General features: G+C 63.0%; 13 protein-coding genes and 1 pseudogene. 9 read left to right on the forward strand and 5 right to left on the reverse strand.

Annotated elements, in window-relative coordinates; genetic code table 11:
• Positions 1-97: 97 nt before the first annotated feature.
• A pseudogene (locus CFR72_RS12225) lies at positions 98-1243 on the forward strand (carbohydrate porin); the annotation flags it as partial.
• A 125-nt stretch (positions 1244-1368) separates the two neighbouring features.
• On the opposite strand, the gene CFR72_RS12230 reads toward CFR72_RS12225, so the two are convergent.
• Positions 1369-2298 carry a DMT family transporter gene (locus CFR72_RS12230; RefSeq protein ID WP_110914213.1) on the reverse strand — a complete coding sequence of 310 codons (930 nt, stop codon included), beginning with the start codon at positions 2296-2298 and terminating at the stop codon, positions 1369-1371.
• A gap of 294 nt (positions 2299-2592) precedes the next feature.
• Between CFR72_RS12230 and CFR72_RS18325 the strand changes: the two genes are divergently transcribed.
• The 8 genes from CFR72_RS18325 (at position 2593) to CFR72_RS12265 (ending at position 11765) form a co-directional block, all read left to right on the forward strand.
• Positions 2593-2715, forward strand: a complete 123-nt coding sequence (locus CFR72_RS18325) for a hypothetical protein (protein WP_279629168.1) — start codon at positions 2593-2595, stop codon at positions 2713-2715.
• A gap of 283 nt (positions 2716-2998) precedes the next feature.
• On the forward strand, positions 2999-3379 hold the full coding sequence (locus CFR72_RS12235; protein WP_110914237.1) for a hypothetical protein: 381 nt from the start codon (positions 2999-3001) through the stop codon (positions 3377-3379).
• A 21-nt stretch (positions 3380-3400) separates the two neighbouring features.
• Complete coding sequence (locus CFR72_RS12240) at positions 3401-4642, forward strand: TolC family protein (RefSeq protein WP_110914214.1); 1242 nt, start codon at positions 3401-3403, stop codon at positions 4640-4642.
• A gap of 29 nt (positions 4643-4671) precedes the next feature.
• Positions 4672-5802, forward strand: coding sequence for an efflux RND transporter periplasmic adaptor subunit (locus CFR72_RS12245; RefSeq protein WP_244182289.1), 1131 nt, complete (start codon positions 4672-4674; stop codon positions 5800-5802).
• The gene (locus CFR72_RS12250) at positions 5802-8876 is read left to right on the forward strand and encodes an efflux RND transporter permease subunit (protein WP_110914216.1); all 3075 of its coding nucleotides are present in this window, start codon (positions 5802-5804) and stop codon (positions 8874-8876) included. Before CFR72_RS12245 ends, CFR72_RS12250 begins: the two co-directional genes overlap by 1 nt.
• Positions 8876-9547 carry a response regulator transcription factor gene (locus CFR72_RS12255; protein WP_110914217.1) on the forward strand — a complete coding sequence of 224 codons (672 nt, stop codon included), beginning with the start codon at positions 8876-8878 and terminating at the stop codon, positions 9545-9547. Before CFR72_RS12250 ends, CFR72_RS12255 begins: the two co-directional genes overlap by 1 nt.
• Entirely contained in the window at positions 9544-10896 is a 1353-nt protein-coding gene (locus tag CFR72_RS12260) for a sensor histidine kinase (RefSeq protein WP_110914218.1), read from the forward strand. Before CFR72_RS12255 ends, CFR72_RS12260 begins: the two co-directional genes overlap by 4 nt.
• Before the next feature lie 155 nt (positions 10897-11051).
• On the forward strand, positions 11052-11765 hold the full coding sequence (locus tag CFR72_RS12265) for a VIT1/CCC1 transporter family protein (RefSeq protein WP_110914219.1): 714 nt from the start codon (positions 11052-11054) through the stop codon (positions 11763-11765).
• Positions 11766-11829: 64 nt separating this feature from the next.
• On the opposite strand, the gene CFR72_RS18330 is transcribed toward CFR72_RS12265, so the two are convergent.
• From CFR72_RS18330 to CFR72_RS12285, 4 genes are all read right to left on the reverse strand, one after another.
• On the reverse strand, positions 11830-11994 hold the full coding sequence (locus tag CFR72_RS18330) for a hypothetical protein (RefSeq protein WP_208630037.1): 165 nt from the start codon (positions 11992-11994) through the stop codon (positions 11830-11832).
• Between the two features lie 122 nt (positions 11995-12116).
• Positions 12117-12572, reverse strand: a complete 456-nt coding sequence (locus CFR72_RS12275; protein WP_167400379.1) for an Ivy family c-type lysozyme inhibitor — start codon at positions 12570-12572, stop codon at positions 12117-12119.
• A gap of 14 nt (positions 12573-12586) precedes the next feature.
• Positions 12587-13645, reverse strand: coding sequence for an AI-2E family transporter (locus tag CFR72_RS12280; RefSeq protein ID WP_110914221.1), 1059 nt, complete (start codon positions 13643-13645; stop codon positions 12587-12589).
• Positions 13646-13890: 245 nt separating this feature from the next.
• Positions 13891-15207 (reverse strand): UDP-glucose dehydrogenase family protein, encoded by a 1317-nt coding sequence (locus CFR72_RS12285; RefSeq protein ID WP_110914222.1) that lies wholly within the window; start codon positions 15205-15207, stop codon positions 13891-13893.
• Positions 15208-15326 lie beyond the last annotated feature (119 nt).

The following is a 15326-nucleotide window of genomic DNA, read 5'->3' on the forward strand; positions in this document are numbered from 1 at the left end:
GCGAATGGTATGCTGTCAGATGCCAGCTCGCCATCATGTTCGATGATCGTTTCCCAATGGCCTGAAAAAGTGCCACCGCACAAAATTCTACACAGTCTCGGGGGGACTGTTCAATGTCAGTGCGTTACAGACACGTGGGCGCTCCATCTCGCAGGATCATCTGGCCGATTTCAACCCCGTCAGCGGGTTCCAGGCCGATCGTTCCACCCGCCTGTTCGAACTGTGGTACCATCAGTCCTTCCTGAACGGAAAGCTGGATGTGAAGATCGGGCAGCAGAACCTTGATACCGAATTCCTCATCAGCGATTACGCAGCACTCTACCTGAATGCGAGCTTTGGCTGGCCGATGGCCCCGTCGCTCAATCTGTACAGTGGCGGGCCGTCCTGGCCGCTTGCCTCGCCCGCCGTCAGGGTCCGTTATCGTCCCAGCCAGGCATTCACCTTCATGTTTGCGGCTGCCGATGATAATCCGCCCGGGAACCGGGACAATTCCTTTGCCATCCAGAATGGCGGCAACGGGGCCGATCCGACCAACCAGGTCACAAATGACGGCAGCGGTACGCAGTTCAACATGGGGACCGGTGCCCTGCTGATCACCGAACTGCAATATGCCCTCAACCAGCAGCCTGACGACATGTCCAGTGCGGGCAAGGATCCGGGGCTACCGGGTGTGTACAAGCTGGGTGGTTATTACGATACCGGCAGGTTCCCTGATTACCGCTACAACAACATGGGGCAGGCGCTTGGCGGGCCCGATGACAGTACCGGCATTCCTCGCTGGGACCGGGGGGACTGGATGGTCTATGGCATCATTGACCAGATGATCTGGCGGCCCTCGCTCACATCCACACGTTCACTGGGGCTGTTCGTCCGCGCCACGGGCAATGGTGGCGATCGTAACCTCATCAGTTTTGCCATGGATGCCGGATTCAACCTGAAAGCCCCGTTCCGGGGTAGCGATAATGATACGCTGGGGCTGGGCTGGGGGATCGGCCGTGTCAGTTCGGGGAAGCGCCAGTTCGACCGTAATGTGGCGCGGACCGGTGCCTACAGCCCGGTGCAGGGTAACGAGAATCACCTTGAACTGACCTATCAGGCGCAGGTCACGCCATGGCTGGTGATGCAGCCGGATTTCCAGTACATCTGGCATCCCTCCGGCGGTGTGCCGGATTACGGCGTGTCCTGTAACCGTCGTGTGGGGAATGAAGCCGTCTTTGGCCTGCGCAGCAGCATTACGTTCTAGCCCGGATGCCTGCGGGTCAAGGGACGGGCATTATGCGATCCGGTCGTGATGCCTGCGAAAACAGCCGTGATAAAACAGAAGGTTCCAGGTGCCACCTTTCCCACAAACGGCACCTTGCCCCGGTGTCAGGCCAGGGGGCAGGGGTCATAGGGCGGCTGCATGGCCCGCTGCCGCTTCATGGCCGCCATCCTGCCTGCCACACCCGGCCAGACCCATTTGAACAGGGCGGAGGAGATGATTACCGCGATGCCGACAAAGGTCCAGTCGTCGAGCGGTTCATGGAACACGTAGTAGCTGAACGCCACGGCCCACAGCATCTGGCTGTATTGCGGCAGGGCGATTGTGCTGGCCTCGGCCCGGGCGGTGGCCAGCATCATGAGCAGTTGTCCAAGTGCGGCAAGGAAGCCGTAGCCAAACAGGAACATCCAGGCCGTGGCCTCGTGCGGCCAGCTTGCATGTGCGGTCATGAGCACGCCATTGCCCAGCAGCGGGCCACAGAGGCTGGAGCCGAACATGGACAGGCGGGGCGTGTTCCTGCCGGACAGCCTGTAGGCGATGACGCCCACGGCGCTGGCCATCGCCGCAATCAGCGCGCACAGGTGCCCGAACTGCAACGCGCGCAGGCCGGGACGCAGCACGATCAGGACACCGGCAAACCCCACGATGACCGACATCCATCCCAGTGCGGAGACTTTTTCGCGCAGCAGCACGACCGAAAGGATGGTCACGAACAGCGGCATGAGGAAAATAAGCGAAAATGCCTCCGGCATGGGCAGAAGCATGAAGGCTTCGACACTTGCCGCCGTTGCGGCAAAGGTGGAGGCTGCCCGCACCATCCACATCACAGGCTGGCGGATGACGAACAGGTCACGGCAGGATTCGTTTTTCCCGCGTATGAACGGAATCAGCAGCAGGCCGAACACGCCACCGAAAAATGCCACTTCAAACGGGTCAACCTGCCCCGCGAGCAGCTTGGAATAAGCGTCGCTGATCGAAAACGAGGCGAACGCCGCGAATGCCAGCATCATGCCTGCCGAAAGACCGGTATTCTTCATCCACGTTGCTCACGAAAAAATTGTTCAGGCGCAGATATGGATGTCGATGAAGAAAGACCAGCGCTTGTCAGTAAAGCCAGTCATGCGTTTTTGGCGTCAGATTTCATATGACGCGCCCGGTTTTTTCGGGTAGCAGGTTGCGCCCTGAAATCTGGCCCCGCCATTTGGAACAGGTCCTGAACCTCCAGGAGGTTTCCGGTAAAGATTTTTTCAAAAAGCTTCAGGGCAGGGTCGCTTTTTAAAAAAGCAGCGCCCGGAAACGCCTGCCGTCATTTCACTCCACCGGATACGGACATGACGTCCCCGCATCTGGCACCGTTTCCCGTCCGGATGGATGCCACGCCCCTTCATGCCATGCGCGCCCTGACCGCCCTGCAACAGGCGGTGAATGACGTCCTGGGCGAAGCGGGGAAGTAATAATACCTGCCTTCGTGCCCGGTATGGGACATTTCATTGTAATGATAATTATTTTCACAATGGAATGTCCTGAAAATTTCCGCAGCAGGCCATTTGTTCAGGTTCGTGTCAGCTTTCCCTGCTATAACCGTGAAGTCATTGCGATGATGACATGGGTTTTGTCTCTGCCGGGGAAACGCCACATATTATGCTAAGGATATTTCTGGCCAGCCTGTGTGCCGCCTGTGCTTTGTCCCTGACCCTACGCGACGCACGGGCAGAAAGCGGCACCGAAGGCATATGCATGACGATCCAGCAGGGGATCCGACTGCATGTGAACGGCATGTATGGCGGGTATCCCCATTCCGTATTTCGCGATGCCGTGCTGCAGGGGGTGGCCTGCCACTCCAGCGAGGCGGAACTGCATGCGCTGGGCCTGATCGCCACCCCGGCGCCCCACCTGCATATCGCGGTCATGCGCCCAATAGGGCAGGGGCAGCAGGGGGCGATTTCCGCGCGCCTGTACTCCCGGGGACATTTCGTCATCGGGGAGCGCATGTCCCTTTCCCCACTTGCACGGTCGCAGTCCCCTTTCTCGATAACTTCGGACGTCAATCTCCTGATGGCGCGCCTGTGGGACGATCTTGCCGCGCGGGTCGGTCGCGGCGGTCCCGTCATTCCATGACGGGAAAGGCCTGACCCATCGATGCTGCCGGTCGTGCTTGCAACCATGCTCTGTGCCGTGGCGTGGTTTTCCCCCCTGCGTGCGCAGACACCGCCATCCGCGCTGTCCTTTCATGAAGCGGTCGCAATGGCATGGGCCATTGATCCCGTCCGCACCGAACTGCAGGTCGGTCATCATTCCGCCAAAGCCCGCGCCAGTGCGGCGGGATCATGGTTCGCCGGCGGCCCGACCGTGTCGGGTGAATATATGGATGACCATATGCTGGGCAGTAACGAAGGCTATACCACCTATCAGGGCGGGGTGTCGGTGCCGCTGTGGCTGCCGGGACAGGGAAGTGCGACGAAACAGGTCGCCAGCGCCGAGGCCCTGTCCATTGATGAACAGATCAATGTCGAACATATGGCGCTGTCGGTCCGGGTGCTTGACGCCAGTGCCGCTGCCCGGATCGCCCGGACGCGCGTGGAGGTCGCCCGCGACCTGCATGAGGCAACGGCCCGGATCAGCGCCAGTGTCGCGCATGCGGTGCGTGGGGGCGAACTGGCCTCCGCCGATGGGCAGATGGCGCAGGCGGCGATGGAAAACGCCCGTAACGAACTGGCCCTGGCGCAGGAGGAGGCCGAAAATGCCACGGCGGCACTCGAGGTACTGCTTGGCCGCCCGGGCATGCCGGACCTGTCACGTTATGGCGGTGATGATGTGACCCATGCCCGTTTCGTCACCCCGCGCGATATCGAGGAGAATGATCCGCGCATCAGGGTCGCGCACCGCAACGTCGAAGCTGCGGAAGCGAACATGAAACTGGCGCGGCGTTCCTTCATGCCCAATCCGGAAATCGGCGTCGATGCGATCCATGAAAAGCAGTATGCCAGCCCATGGGATGACCGTGTGGGCCTGAATTTCAGCATCCCCCTGCCCAGCGAGGTCCGGAATACCCCCATCATGTCCGAGGCCCGCAACCGCCTGGCCGCGGCGAGCAGCCAGGAAACGCAGGCCCGGCGCATGGTGCATCTGGAAATGACGCGCGTGCGTGAACGCCTGATCGCGGCCACCACGGCGCGGCAGACGACGCGTGCCTCCGCTGCGGAGATGGAAAGGCGGGCGCAGGCACATGAACGCGCCTGGCGCCTGGGGGAGGTCGGTCTGGATGCGGCACTTGCGGCCCGGCAGGCGGCATGCACGACCCGCCTGGCCAGCGCCCGGGCGGAGGTGGAATGGCATGTCGCCAGCATCCGCATGCTGATCGCTACAGGCATCGTGCCATGACAGGTGGTGTCTGCCATATTGCTGCGGCCATGTTCGTGTCAGGCCTGTCGTGCCTGCCGGCCCATGCCGCTGATGAAACGCTGCCTCCGGTCGTCAGGCTGGACGCGGCGGCCGTCGCCAACGAAGGCGTGAGCGTCACCACGGCCACGCCCGGCACCCTTGCGCTGACGCTGCCGGTCATCAGTCGGGTCATGGCGGACACGACGCGGGTGGTGCATATCCATCCCGCAGGCAATGGCAAGGTACTTGCGGTGCTGGTGCGGCCGGGCACGCCGGTCCGCCGGGGACAGGCGCTGCTGCGGTATCAGGACCATTCGCTGCATGTCGCGCGCCTGCAGGCGACGCAGATGGGCGCGGCGCTGACCGCCGCGCGCGCGGCCCGTGCGGATGCCGCCGCCGCGGTGCAGCGGGCCAGGGCGCTGGTGGGCGGGGTCATTTCCGTCGCCGAACTGCGCCGCAGGCAGGATGCGCTGGCGCAGGCCGATGCGACCATGCGCGCACGCCAGGCCGACGTGGACACGCTGGGCCACCGTTTTGACGAGGAGTTCAATTCAACCTCCGAACAGGGCGGGCGCGAGGGGCAGGATGAAACCTCGACCCTGATTTCCCCGGTCGATGGCATGGTGCAGGCGATCGACACCTCCGTGGCGGGGGACCTGACCTCGAACATGGACGTGGCCACCATCGCGGACCTGTCCAGTGTCTGGATCGTCTCTGACATCGCCCCCGACCAGGCGGCGCGTGTGCAGGTCGGTGGGGCGCAGGTGACGCAGACGACGCAGGGGCCGCTGGCATCGCGTATCGATACGGTCGATGGCATGGCAAGTCCGCTGACCGGGCTGGTCCGCGTCATCAGCAGCGTCGCAAGCCCGCATGGCGCGCTGGTGCCCGGCATGGTCTTCGACGCGACGCTGGCCGAACGTGACAGTGTGGCGGGCATTGTCGTGCCTTCCGCTGCGATCCACCGGATCGACGGCCACAGCGTCGTGTTCGTCCGTGCAAGTGAAACCGACTACCGGCCCGTCATGGTCGATGTGGCGCTCGATGACGGGACGCGGGCGGTCATCCGCTCCGGCCTGAAGGGGGGCGAGGCGGTCGTGGACCACGGCAGCTTCGCCCTGCGTTCGGTCATCGGGCTTGCCGGAATGGACGCGGACTGATGGCGCGGAGGTACCTTGAGGCGTTGCTGCGTGCGCGCATGCTGGTGCTCGGCGGCCTTGGCCTGCTGCTGGTGGCGGGCATCATGGCGGTACTGGGCCTGCCGGTGGAGGCCGTGCCCGACATCTCGCCAAAACAGGTGCTCGTCTCCGTCGTTGCACCCGGCCTTGCGACGGAGGAGGTGGAAAAGCTCATCACCTTTCCCGTGGAGGCCAGCATGACCGGCATCCCCGGCATGACCGACCTGCGCTCCGTCTCCCGTGGCGGGGTGTCGGTGGTGTATGTGCAGTTTGATGATGCGACGGACATCAACCTTGACCGCACCCGCGTGAACGAGCGCATACAGCAGGCGCGCGCCAGTATCTCCGTGCCCGGCATCACCGTCAGCATGGGGCCGCTTGCCACCGGCATGGGCGAGATCATGCAGTTCCAGATCCGGGGCAGCGGGCGTTCCCCCATGGACCTCAACCGCATCATGAACTGGACCGTGGTGCCACAGATGCGCCTTGTCCCCGGTGTGGTGGACGTCAACGTCAACGGAGGGGCGGAGGAAACCTATGAGGTCACGCTGGACCCCGCGCGGATGATCGGGGCCAACCTTTCGGTGGGCGAGGTCTATCGCGCGGTGGATGCGAACAATGCGGCATCCGGCGGCGGGTGGATCACACATCATGCCGAACAGCAGAGCGTGGTCGGACGCGGCCTGATCGGCAGCCTTGCGGATTTCGGCAACATCGCGGTGCGGACCAATCCCGATGGGTCTGTCGTGCGCCTGCGTGACCTCGGGCGCATCACCACGGGCGCGCGTACGCGACTGGGGGCCGTGACGCGCGACGGGCGGGGGGAGATCGTGATCGGCGTGGTGATGATGGAAAGCGGGGCGAGTTCCAACGCCACCCTTGCCGCCATCAACCGTGCCCTGCCTGGCATCAGGCAGGCGCTGCCCGCAGGCGTTACGCTGGAGCCCTATTACACCCGCGCCACCCTGACGGGGCAGACGATCGCCACCGTGCGCGACAACCTGGTTATGGGGGCGGTGCTGGTGGTGGGCGTGCTGGTGGTGGTGATCGGCCACTGGCAGGCAGCGCTGGTCATTGCCTCGGTCATTCCGGTGGCCCTGGTCTGCGCCATGGCAGGGATGCGGCAGTTCGGGATATCGGCCAACCTGCTCAGCCTCGGCGCGATCGATTTCGGCATGATCGTGGACGGGTCGCTGGTGGTGATCGAACATGTCCTGTCCCGGCGGGAGGAGGAACCGGATGCGTCCTTCATCCCGCTTGTGGTCTCCTCCGTGCAGCAGGTCATGCGTCCGGTGGGGTTTGCCATCCTGGTCATCATCATGGTCTACCTGCCCATCCTGACCCTGCAGGGGATCGAGGGGCACATGTTCCGCCCCATGGCGCAGACGGTCATCATGGCGCTGCTGGCTTCTCTGGCGTACTGCTTCATCTGCATTCCCGTGCTGGCCACCCTTGCGCTGGCGCGTGTCCGGCCTGCGGGCGATACGCGGCTGATCGCCTTCATGCGCCGTCCCTATACCCGCATGGTGACATGGGGCGAGGCGCACCCGCGCATCCTGTTTGGCGGCACGATCGCCGTGCTGGCGATCTCTGCGGGACTTGCGACGCGACTGGGGGGGGAGTTCATACCCCAGCTTGATGAAGGTGCACTTGCGGTCACGACCACGCGGCTGCCCTCGGCCTCGCTTGAGACCGTACTGGCGTCGGTCACGAAGCAGGAGCAGATCCTGCGCCGCTTCCCCGAGGTCCGCTCCGTGGTCAGCAATACCGGCACGTCCGCCATTCCCACCGACCCGATGGGCGTGAACGAGACCGACAGCTTCATCTTCCTCAATGATCCGTCCACATGGAAAACCGCCCGGACGCAGGCGGGACTGGTGGCCGCGATGGACGATACCCTGCGGCGCGAACTGCCCGATGCGCTGTATTCATGGAGCCAGCCGGTGCAGATGCGCATGGACGACCTGCTGTCGGGGGTGCGCACGCAGATCGCCGTGTCGATCTTTGGCGATGACCTTGCAAAGCTGGCCGACCTTGGCGACCGGGTGGTGGCATCCATGTCAGGCGTGAAGGGGGCGGCGGACGTGGCGGCGGCGGGTGATGGCACCGTGCCGCTGATCGTGGCCGATATCGACCGCACGCAGGCCGCCAGCCGCAACGTGGCGGTGCAGGACATCCTGGATATGGTGGAGGCGGTGGGCGGGCATATCGGTGCGCGTCCCGTGATCGTGGACAATGCCATCATTGGCACGCAGGTGCGCCTTGACCCGCGTGCCGCCGGTTCGGCCGCGGCCATTGGCGCGCTGCAGGTCCGGCGCATGGACGGGCAGGGGAGCGTCATGCTGTCGCAGGTCGCCCATGTGCATGAGGTCGATGGCCCGCCGCGCATCAGTCGCGACGGCGTGCGTCGCCGCATGGTGGTGCAGGCCAATGTGCGCGGGCGCGACCTTGCATCCTTCGTGGCGGAGGCACAGGCCCGCGTGACGCGTGATGTCAGGCTGCCCGCAGGCTATACCCTGCAGTGGGACGGGCAGTTCCGGAACCTGCAATCGGCCATGCGGCGTCTGGAAATCGTCCTGCCAATCGCGCTGGGCCTGATCTTTGCGCTGCTGGTGGTGGCGTTTGGCGCGGTGCGGCCTGCCCTTCTGGTCTTTGTCAACCTGCCGGTGGCGGCCACCGGCGGGGTGATCGCGCTGACGCTGCGGGGCATGCCGTTCAGCATTTCGGCGGGGATCGGCTTCATCGCGCTGTTTGGCGTGGCCATCCTCAACGGCGTAGTGCTGGTCAGCGAGATCTCGGCCCTGCGGGCGCGGGGCATGGCGGTGGCGCAGGCGGCCTTTGCGGCGGCGGAATCCCGGTTCCGCCCGGTCATGGCCACCGCGCTTGTCGCCAGTCTGGGCTTTTTTCCCATGGCCTTTTCCCAGAGCGCGGGGGCGGAGGTCGAACGCCCGCTGGCCAGCGTGGTGATTGGCGGACTGGTGACATCCACGCTGCTGACGCTGCTGGTGCTGCCGTCGCTCTATGCCCGGGTGATGAAAGAGAAGGTCCAGGACTGATGCGTATTCTTGTGGTCGAGGATGAACATGACCTGGGGGCGGCGGTGCAGGAACGCGTGCGGATGGACGGGCATGCGGTGGACTGGTTCACGACGCTGGAAGAGGCGCGCGCGGCCATTGCCACCGTGGATTATGATTTCATGCTGCTCGACCTTGGCCTGCCGGACGGGAACGGGCGCGCCCTGCTGCGTGACATACGGCGTACGTCCATGGATATCGCCATCCTCATCACCACGGCGGAGGACCAGATCAGCGACCGGATTGCCGGCCTGTCCGACGGGGCGGATGATTATATCGTCAAACCTTATGACCTGAATGAACTTGTCGCGCGGATCGCGGCCGTGGCGCGGCGATATGCCACCCCACGCAGGCAGGCGTGCTACCGGGTGGACGAGGTCACGATCGACCGTGAAAACCGTTCCGTATCGCGTGACGGGCAGAGGCTTGACCTGACCGCGCGCGAATGGGCGATCATGGAACTCCTGTCGCGCAGTCCCGGGCGGATCTATTCCCGCCAGCAGATCGACACGGCGCTGTATGCGCTGGACCGTGACGTGGACAGCAACACGGTCGAGGTCTTCATCAGTCGCCTGCGCAAGAAGGTAGGCAATGCGGTCATCAGGACCGTGCGGGGACGGGGATACTGCCTTGCCGACGGGGAAGCCGCATGAAGCGATGGAGCCTTGCCGCCCGGATCGTCAGCAGTGTCCTGAGCGTCGTCATGCTGAGCCTTGTGACGCTCAGCATCGCGGTCGCCGGTTTCACGCGTTATGAGATAACGGAGCGGCTGGACAATTCCCTGCAGGAAGTCTCCGAACGCCTGCAGGCGACGATTGCAACCCAGCTTCATGGGCCGCAGTCGGGTACTGTCGCCTGGGTGCCCGATGTCGGGCCACGGACGCTGGCCTATCAGGTGGTTGATCGGGCGGGCCATGTCGTGCTGCGCTCCCAGAATGCTCCGGCCCGGCCCTTTGTGCCTGACATACACACGGGATTTGCCGATACGCCGCTTTTCAGGGTGTATATCGCAGCGCCCACCACGACGGCGTATCGTGTGCTGGTGGGCGAACCCACATTGCATCGCCGTGGGGCCCTGCTGCGCGCCACGGCCATCGCGATCGTGCCGATACTGGTGTTCCTGCCTGTCATCTGGGTGCTGGTGCGCCTGATCGTGCGTCGCGCCCTGCGTCCATTGGGGCGGTTGCATGATGAAATGCAGGTGCGTGGCAGCGGAAACCTGCGGCCCATCGCATCACTTGACCTGCCGGTCGAACTGGTTCCCATCCAGCATGCCGTCAATACCCTGCTGTCCCGTCTGGAAACGGCGCTGTCTACGGAACGTGCCTTCGCGGCGAGTGCCGCGCATGAACTGCGCAACCCGCTGGGCGCCCTTCTGGCGCAGGTGCAGATGCTGGGCCGCATGGTGCCTGCGCAATCAGAGGCGGGAAAGCGGGTGGATATCATTGCCGAACGTACCCGCCGACTGGCCCGGAGTGTGGAAAAACTGCTGCAGTTTTCGCGCGCGTCTTCCGGCATTGCCTTCAGGCGCAATCGTTTTGACCTGCTGACCGTGCTGCATGTCCTGGTCGATGATCTGGGGCATATCCCGCGCGACGGGCGCAATATCGTCATGAAGACAAACGGCATCAGCCACATATTCGTGCATGGCGACATGGATGCGACCGGCATCATGCTGCGCAACCTGCTTGAAAACGCGCTGCTGCATGGCAGTCCCGGCACGGCGGTGCATGTTGCCGTCACGCCTGATGGTGGCATCGATATCACCAACGACTGCCCCGCACTGGCGCCGGACATGCTGGCACGACTGACCAGTCCGTTCGTGCGGGGCGGGACCGGTGCGCATGGAAGTGGCCTTGGGTTGGCCATTGCCAACAATATTGCCACGCAGATGGATGTTTCCTTCCGCCTGTGTTCGCCCCTTGCGGGGACGGGCAGGGGGTTCGGGATTTTCCTTGCATTTCCGGATGCTGAAATAACATCCGCGCCGGAGGGAGCGTAAGGCCATGCGTTCAGGTTTGCGTCATGTCCGGGCCATATGATGGGGCCTGAAACATGCCGTTTTGTGACACCCCATGCCCGGGACACATGTTTTCACGAACCCATTGTCCATGCCGGTGTTGCGTATGGAATATCTGGATGCAGGGAATATGACTGATGAATGCAGCAGATGACGGCGTGCCCGATACGCGGGAGGTGCATGCCACATCGCGTCTTGGCTGGCTGCGGGCCGCCGTACTGGGGGCGAATGACGGCATCCTGTCAACGTCCAGCCTCATCATCGGTGTGGCAAGCGCCCATGCGACACGGGGGAGCATATTGCTGGCCGGTATCTCCAGCCTGGTGGCAGGCGCAATGTCCATGGCTGCGGGCGAATATGTGTCCGTCAGTTCACAGGCAGATTCGGAAAAAGCCGACCTGGCGCGGGAAAAAAGGGAACTGGGCAGCAGTTGGGATGCCGAAGTGGGCGAACTTGCCGGTATTTACCGGAAGCGTGGTCTTGATAACCTTCTGGCGCGCAGGGTTGCCGTTGCGCTGATGAAACATGATGCGCTGGGCGCCCATGCCCGCGATGAACTTGGCATTTCCGAAGAAACGGCAGCGCGCCCGGTCCAGGCTGCCCTTGCCTCCGCGTGTGCCTTTGCATCAGGGGCCATGCTGCCCGTGCTGGGCGCCACACTTTCCCCGTCGGGCCTGGTGCCGTGGACGGTTTCGGTCGTTTCCCTGCTGGGACTTGCCATTCTGGGATGTGTTGGCGCGCGTGCCGGAGGTGCGGCTCCCCTGCGCCCGGCATTGCGGGTCATATTCTGGGGCGTGATGGCCATGGTGATCACCGCAGGCATTGGCAGGATATTTGGCGTTCAGGGATAATGTCGCGAAAACGTTTGAGTGGATATGCCCATGCCTTTTACCAGTGCAGCGAACGCCCGACCGGTCAGCCCCGCTGGTGCGTATCCATTTTGCGCATGATGGCGGCCAGTTCAGTCTTGCGTGCGGCAGATGCCTGTAATTCATAACCCGACAGCAATGTCCCTGCCATCATCCTGCCGGGCGTGGTGATCGGTGATGATGCCGTTATCGTGACGGGCAGTGTCGTCACACAGGATGTACCGTCCGGTTTAACGGTCGCGGACAATCCAGCGCGGCCTCTGCATGCAGGCCGAGGCCTGCGTTTCTCCGTCTGCCTGATCTGCCCAGGTCATATGATAATGGTCCCGCACCCTACTTTCCCGCCGGAAAAGAAAACATCCCTGGATGGTTGAACAGGCTACCGGTAATAGCTGCATAGAGGATCGTTTTTCCATCAATGCTTTCCGGCCCGCCGCCAATGTTGAACCAGGTCAGTTCCTCTTTCGGACTGTTATCGCGGGTTTCAAAACGCAGGCCATAGATTGCGGTCTTGTCAAAGAGCACGGCCAACTGATGGTTGGCGCAGTCATGTTTCCTGCATGCCAGCAGCACCGTATAGGGCCTGCCATCCATGGTGACGGGAACGGCCTCTGATTCGGTGGCGGTGCGCAGCCAGTCTGGCTTTGGGGTCTTGCCAAACATCGCATCGAACTGCTTTGCCCAGACGGGATCCTTCAGATAGGTGCTGAAGGTTACCGGATCGGCATTTGCTGCCGTACCTGTCATGACAAGGGCCAGCAGGCCGCCGAGCAGTATACCGGGTTTCATGACCGTCCCTCCTGTCACTGTGCCGCGCAATCGGCGCGACTGTCCGCCACCGCCGAACGCCATAGCGAGAACGCGACCGCGATGACGGCAGGGCCGATAAACAGTCCCAGCAGGCCGCAGGCATGCAGGCCCCCCAATATGGCGGTCAGGACGGCAAGGAACGGGATTTTCGTATTTCCGCTGATCAGTTTGGGCCGTACGAAATGGTCGCCAAAGAAATAGGCAATGCCCCCGACAAGCCCGACAATCAGCGCAGACGTGCCGCCGCTTGCGGCAAAAGTGGTCGCGGCGGCCAGCGCCAGAATGACGGGACCGCAAAAGGGCACGATGCTGACGATGGCGGTTACCAGCATGAACAGTGCGGGATGAGGGGTACCGGCCACGAAATAGCCGATCCCGATGATCGCACCTTCGCCCATCCCGACCAGGACAAGGCCCGCGACGGTACCACGCACCGACCCCACGATGTTGTCGATGGCATCGGTTGCCCGGCGGCCCAGGAATTTCTTGCCCACTGCGCGGATGTCACCAATCAGGCTTTCGGCGGACACCAGAAAGAAATAAACCGACAGGACCGCGATCATGAAGGTCTCGGCAATTTCCATCAGGCGGTGGGTCAGCGTTTTTCCATCGGCGGTGGCGAATGTGTGCGAAACCGTGCCCAGCCAGTTGCGCAGTTCATCGGGGTCGGACAGGTATTTGCGCCACAGGGGGACGATCTTTGACCCCGCCCCCGGCAGGTCCTCCACCTGTCGGGGCACCGCAATGCCTGTCTGTGAGGCGGACTTGGCCCAGTCATACAGTGACGGCAGGTCACCCACGGCCTTTGCCACCATGGCCACAAGGGGCACCGCAAGCAGCGCGAAAATCCCGATGCTGATGATCAGTGACGCCACCATGTTGCCGCATCCGCGCCGACGCAGGATCTGGTAAAGCGGGAAGGCCGTGATCGACAGGATGATGCCCCAGATGAACGCACCGAGGAAGGACTGCTCGATATACAGCGACGCCATGATGACAAGGCAGACAAAGATACCTGTGGCGACATACTGGACCCGCGACGTATTTCCCATGAATCATGGTTTCCTGATATTTCGGCAAGGACGGCAATATATGGTGGATATGATTACCATATCCCCAATAGCCTGTTTCTGGATAGCCTGTCGGCAAAGACGACAATAAAAGTTTCCCGATGTCGTCTTTTGTCAGGAGTGCGGTTTTCTTCGGAGGCTTCCCCAACAGGCGTCACCAGAAACCTGGGATGGGGGGACGCCCTCTCCACAGCGAAATAATGCCGGTGGAGAGGGGAAGCGGTGTCCTACGCCTCCAGATCCCCGCGGCCGACGGCGATATAGGTGAAGCCGGCAGCCTTTGCCTCATCCGGTACATAGATGTTGCGCAGATCGACCAGGACGGGCGTGCGCATCAGGCCATGGATTTTCTTCAGGTCCAGCGCGCGCAGGGACTCCCACTCCGTGACGATGGCCACGGCATCGGCACCGGCGACCGCCTGGTACGGGTCCTGGAAATAGGTCACATCACCCAGCACATCGCGGGCCTGCTCCATCCCGGCGGGGTCGAACGCATGCACCCGCCCCCCTGCATCACGCAGTGTCTGGATGATGGCGATGGAGGGGGCGTCGCGCATGTCATCCGTGCGCGGCTTGAAGGTCAGGCCGAGCACCGCGATGACACGGTCACGGATTTCCCCGCCACACGCGGCGATGATCCTGCGTCCCATCCGGCGCTTGCGCCGTTCATTGACATCGGCCACCGCCTCCACAATGCGACTGGGAACGTCATAGTCCTGTCCGGTCTTGATCAGCGCGCGGACATCCTTGGGGAAGCATGACCCGCCAAATCCCGGTCCGGCATGCAGGAATTTCGGCCCGATCCGCTTGTCGAGGCCCATGCCGCGCGCGACGTCCTGCACATTGGCCCCGGTCTTTTCACAGATATCGGCGATTTCGTTGATGAACGTGATCTTGGTCGCCAGAAACGCATTCGCCGCGTATTTCGTCAGTTCGGACGTGCGGCGGTCGGTGAACAGCAGCGGCGCCTGGTTGAGGAACAGGGGGCGATAGACCGCGGCCATGACTTCACGCGCGCGGTCATCCTCCACGCCCACGACGATACGGTCGGGGATCTTGAAATCCCCGATCGCAGCACCCTCGCGCAGGAATTCCGGATTGGACGCCACGGAGAACGCCGCCTCCGGACGCAGCGAGCGTACAAGGCGCTCCACCTCGTCACTGGTGCCGACCGGAACCGTGGATTTCGTCACGATGACCGCATAGCCGTCGAGGTTTTGCGCAATCTCGCGCGTGACCTCATAGACGAAGGTCAGGTCCGCATGCCCGTCCTCCGGGCGGGAGGGGGTGCCCACGGCGATGAAGATCACCTCCGCATCCTTCATGCCGACCGCGAGGTCATGCTCGAACGACAGGCGGCCTTCCGCTACGTTGCGGGCCGTCAGTTCCGCAAGGCCGGGTTCGTAGATGGGCATGCGTCCCGCGCGCAGTCCCTCCACACGATGCAGATCCCGGTCGATGCAACGGACCTCATGGCCAAAATCGGCAAGGCACGCGCCCGATACCAGACCCACGTAACCTGCCCCGATGACGGCAATCTTCATCCGCTGTCAGTCCCTTCCAATCGCGTTTCGCAGGCTTAAACAGCACGGAGGCCGCCTTCTGACAAGGGGAGGGCGGGTTGCCCGCAATGACGCAATTTTCCGTAACATCGTGTGTTCGC

Source organism: Gluconacetobacter entanii (assembly GCF_003206495.1).
GTDB lineage: Bacteria > Pseudomonadota > Alphaproteobacteria > Acetobacterales > Acetobacteraceae > Novacetimonas > Novacetimonas entanii.

What these genes read in the sequence shown, in the direction of transcription:
- CFR72_RS12235 (WP_110914237.1), top strand. Translation starts at nt 2,999, where the DNA reads ATGACGATCCAGCAGGGGATCCGACTGCATGTGAACGGCATGTATGGC.
- CFR72_RS18325 (WP_279629168.1), top strand. Translation starts at nt 2,593, where the DNA reads ATGACGTCCCCGCATCTGGCACCGTTTCCCGTCCGGATGGATGCCACG.
- CFR72_RS12250 (WP_110914216.1), top strand. Translation starts at nt 5,802, where the DNA reads ATGGCGCGGAGGTACCTTGAGGCGTTGCTGCGTGCGCGCATGCTGGTG.
- CFR72_RS12275 (WP_167400379.1), bottom strand. Translation starts at nt 12,572, where the DNA reads ATGAAACCCGGTATACTGCTCGGCGGCCTGCTGGCCCTTGTCATGACA.
- CFR72_RS12285 (WP_110914222.1), bottom strand. Translation starts at nt 15,207, where the DNA reads ATGAAGATTGCCGTCATCGGGGCAGGTTACGTGGGTCTGGTATCGGGC.
- CFR72_RS12280 (WP_110914221.1), bottom strand. Translation starts at nt 13,645, where the DNA reads ATGGGAAATACGTCGCGGGTCCAGTATGTCGCCACAGGTATCTTTGTC.
- CFR72_RS12245 (WP_244182289.1), top strand. Translation starts at nt 4,672, where the DNA reads ATGTTCGTGTCAGGCCTGTCGTGCCTGCCGGCCCATGCCGCTGATGAA.
- CFR72_RS12260 (WP_110914218.1), top strand. Translation starts at nt 9,544, where the DNA reads ATGAAGCGATGGAGCCTTGCCGCCCGGATCGTCAGCAGTGTCCTGAGC.
- CFR72_RS12230 (WP_110914213.1), bottom strand. Translation starts at nt 2,298, where the DNA reads ATGAAGAATACCGGTCTTTCGGCAGGCATGATGCTGGCATTCGCGGCG.
- CFR72_RS12255 (WP_110914217.1), top strand. Translation starts at nt 8,876, where the DNA reads ATGCGTATTCTTGTGGTCGAGGATGAACATGACCTGGGGGCGGCGGTG.
- CFR72_RS12265 (WP_110914219.1), top strand. Translation starts at nt 11,052, where the DNA reads ATGAATGCAGCAGATGACGGCGTGCCCGATACGCGGGAGGTGCATGCC.
- CFR72_RS12240 (WP_110914214.1), top strand. Translation starts at nt 3,401, where the DNA reads ATGCTGCCGGTCGTGCTTGCAACCATGCTCTGTGCCGTGGCGTGGTTT.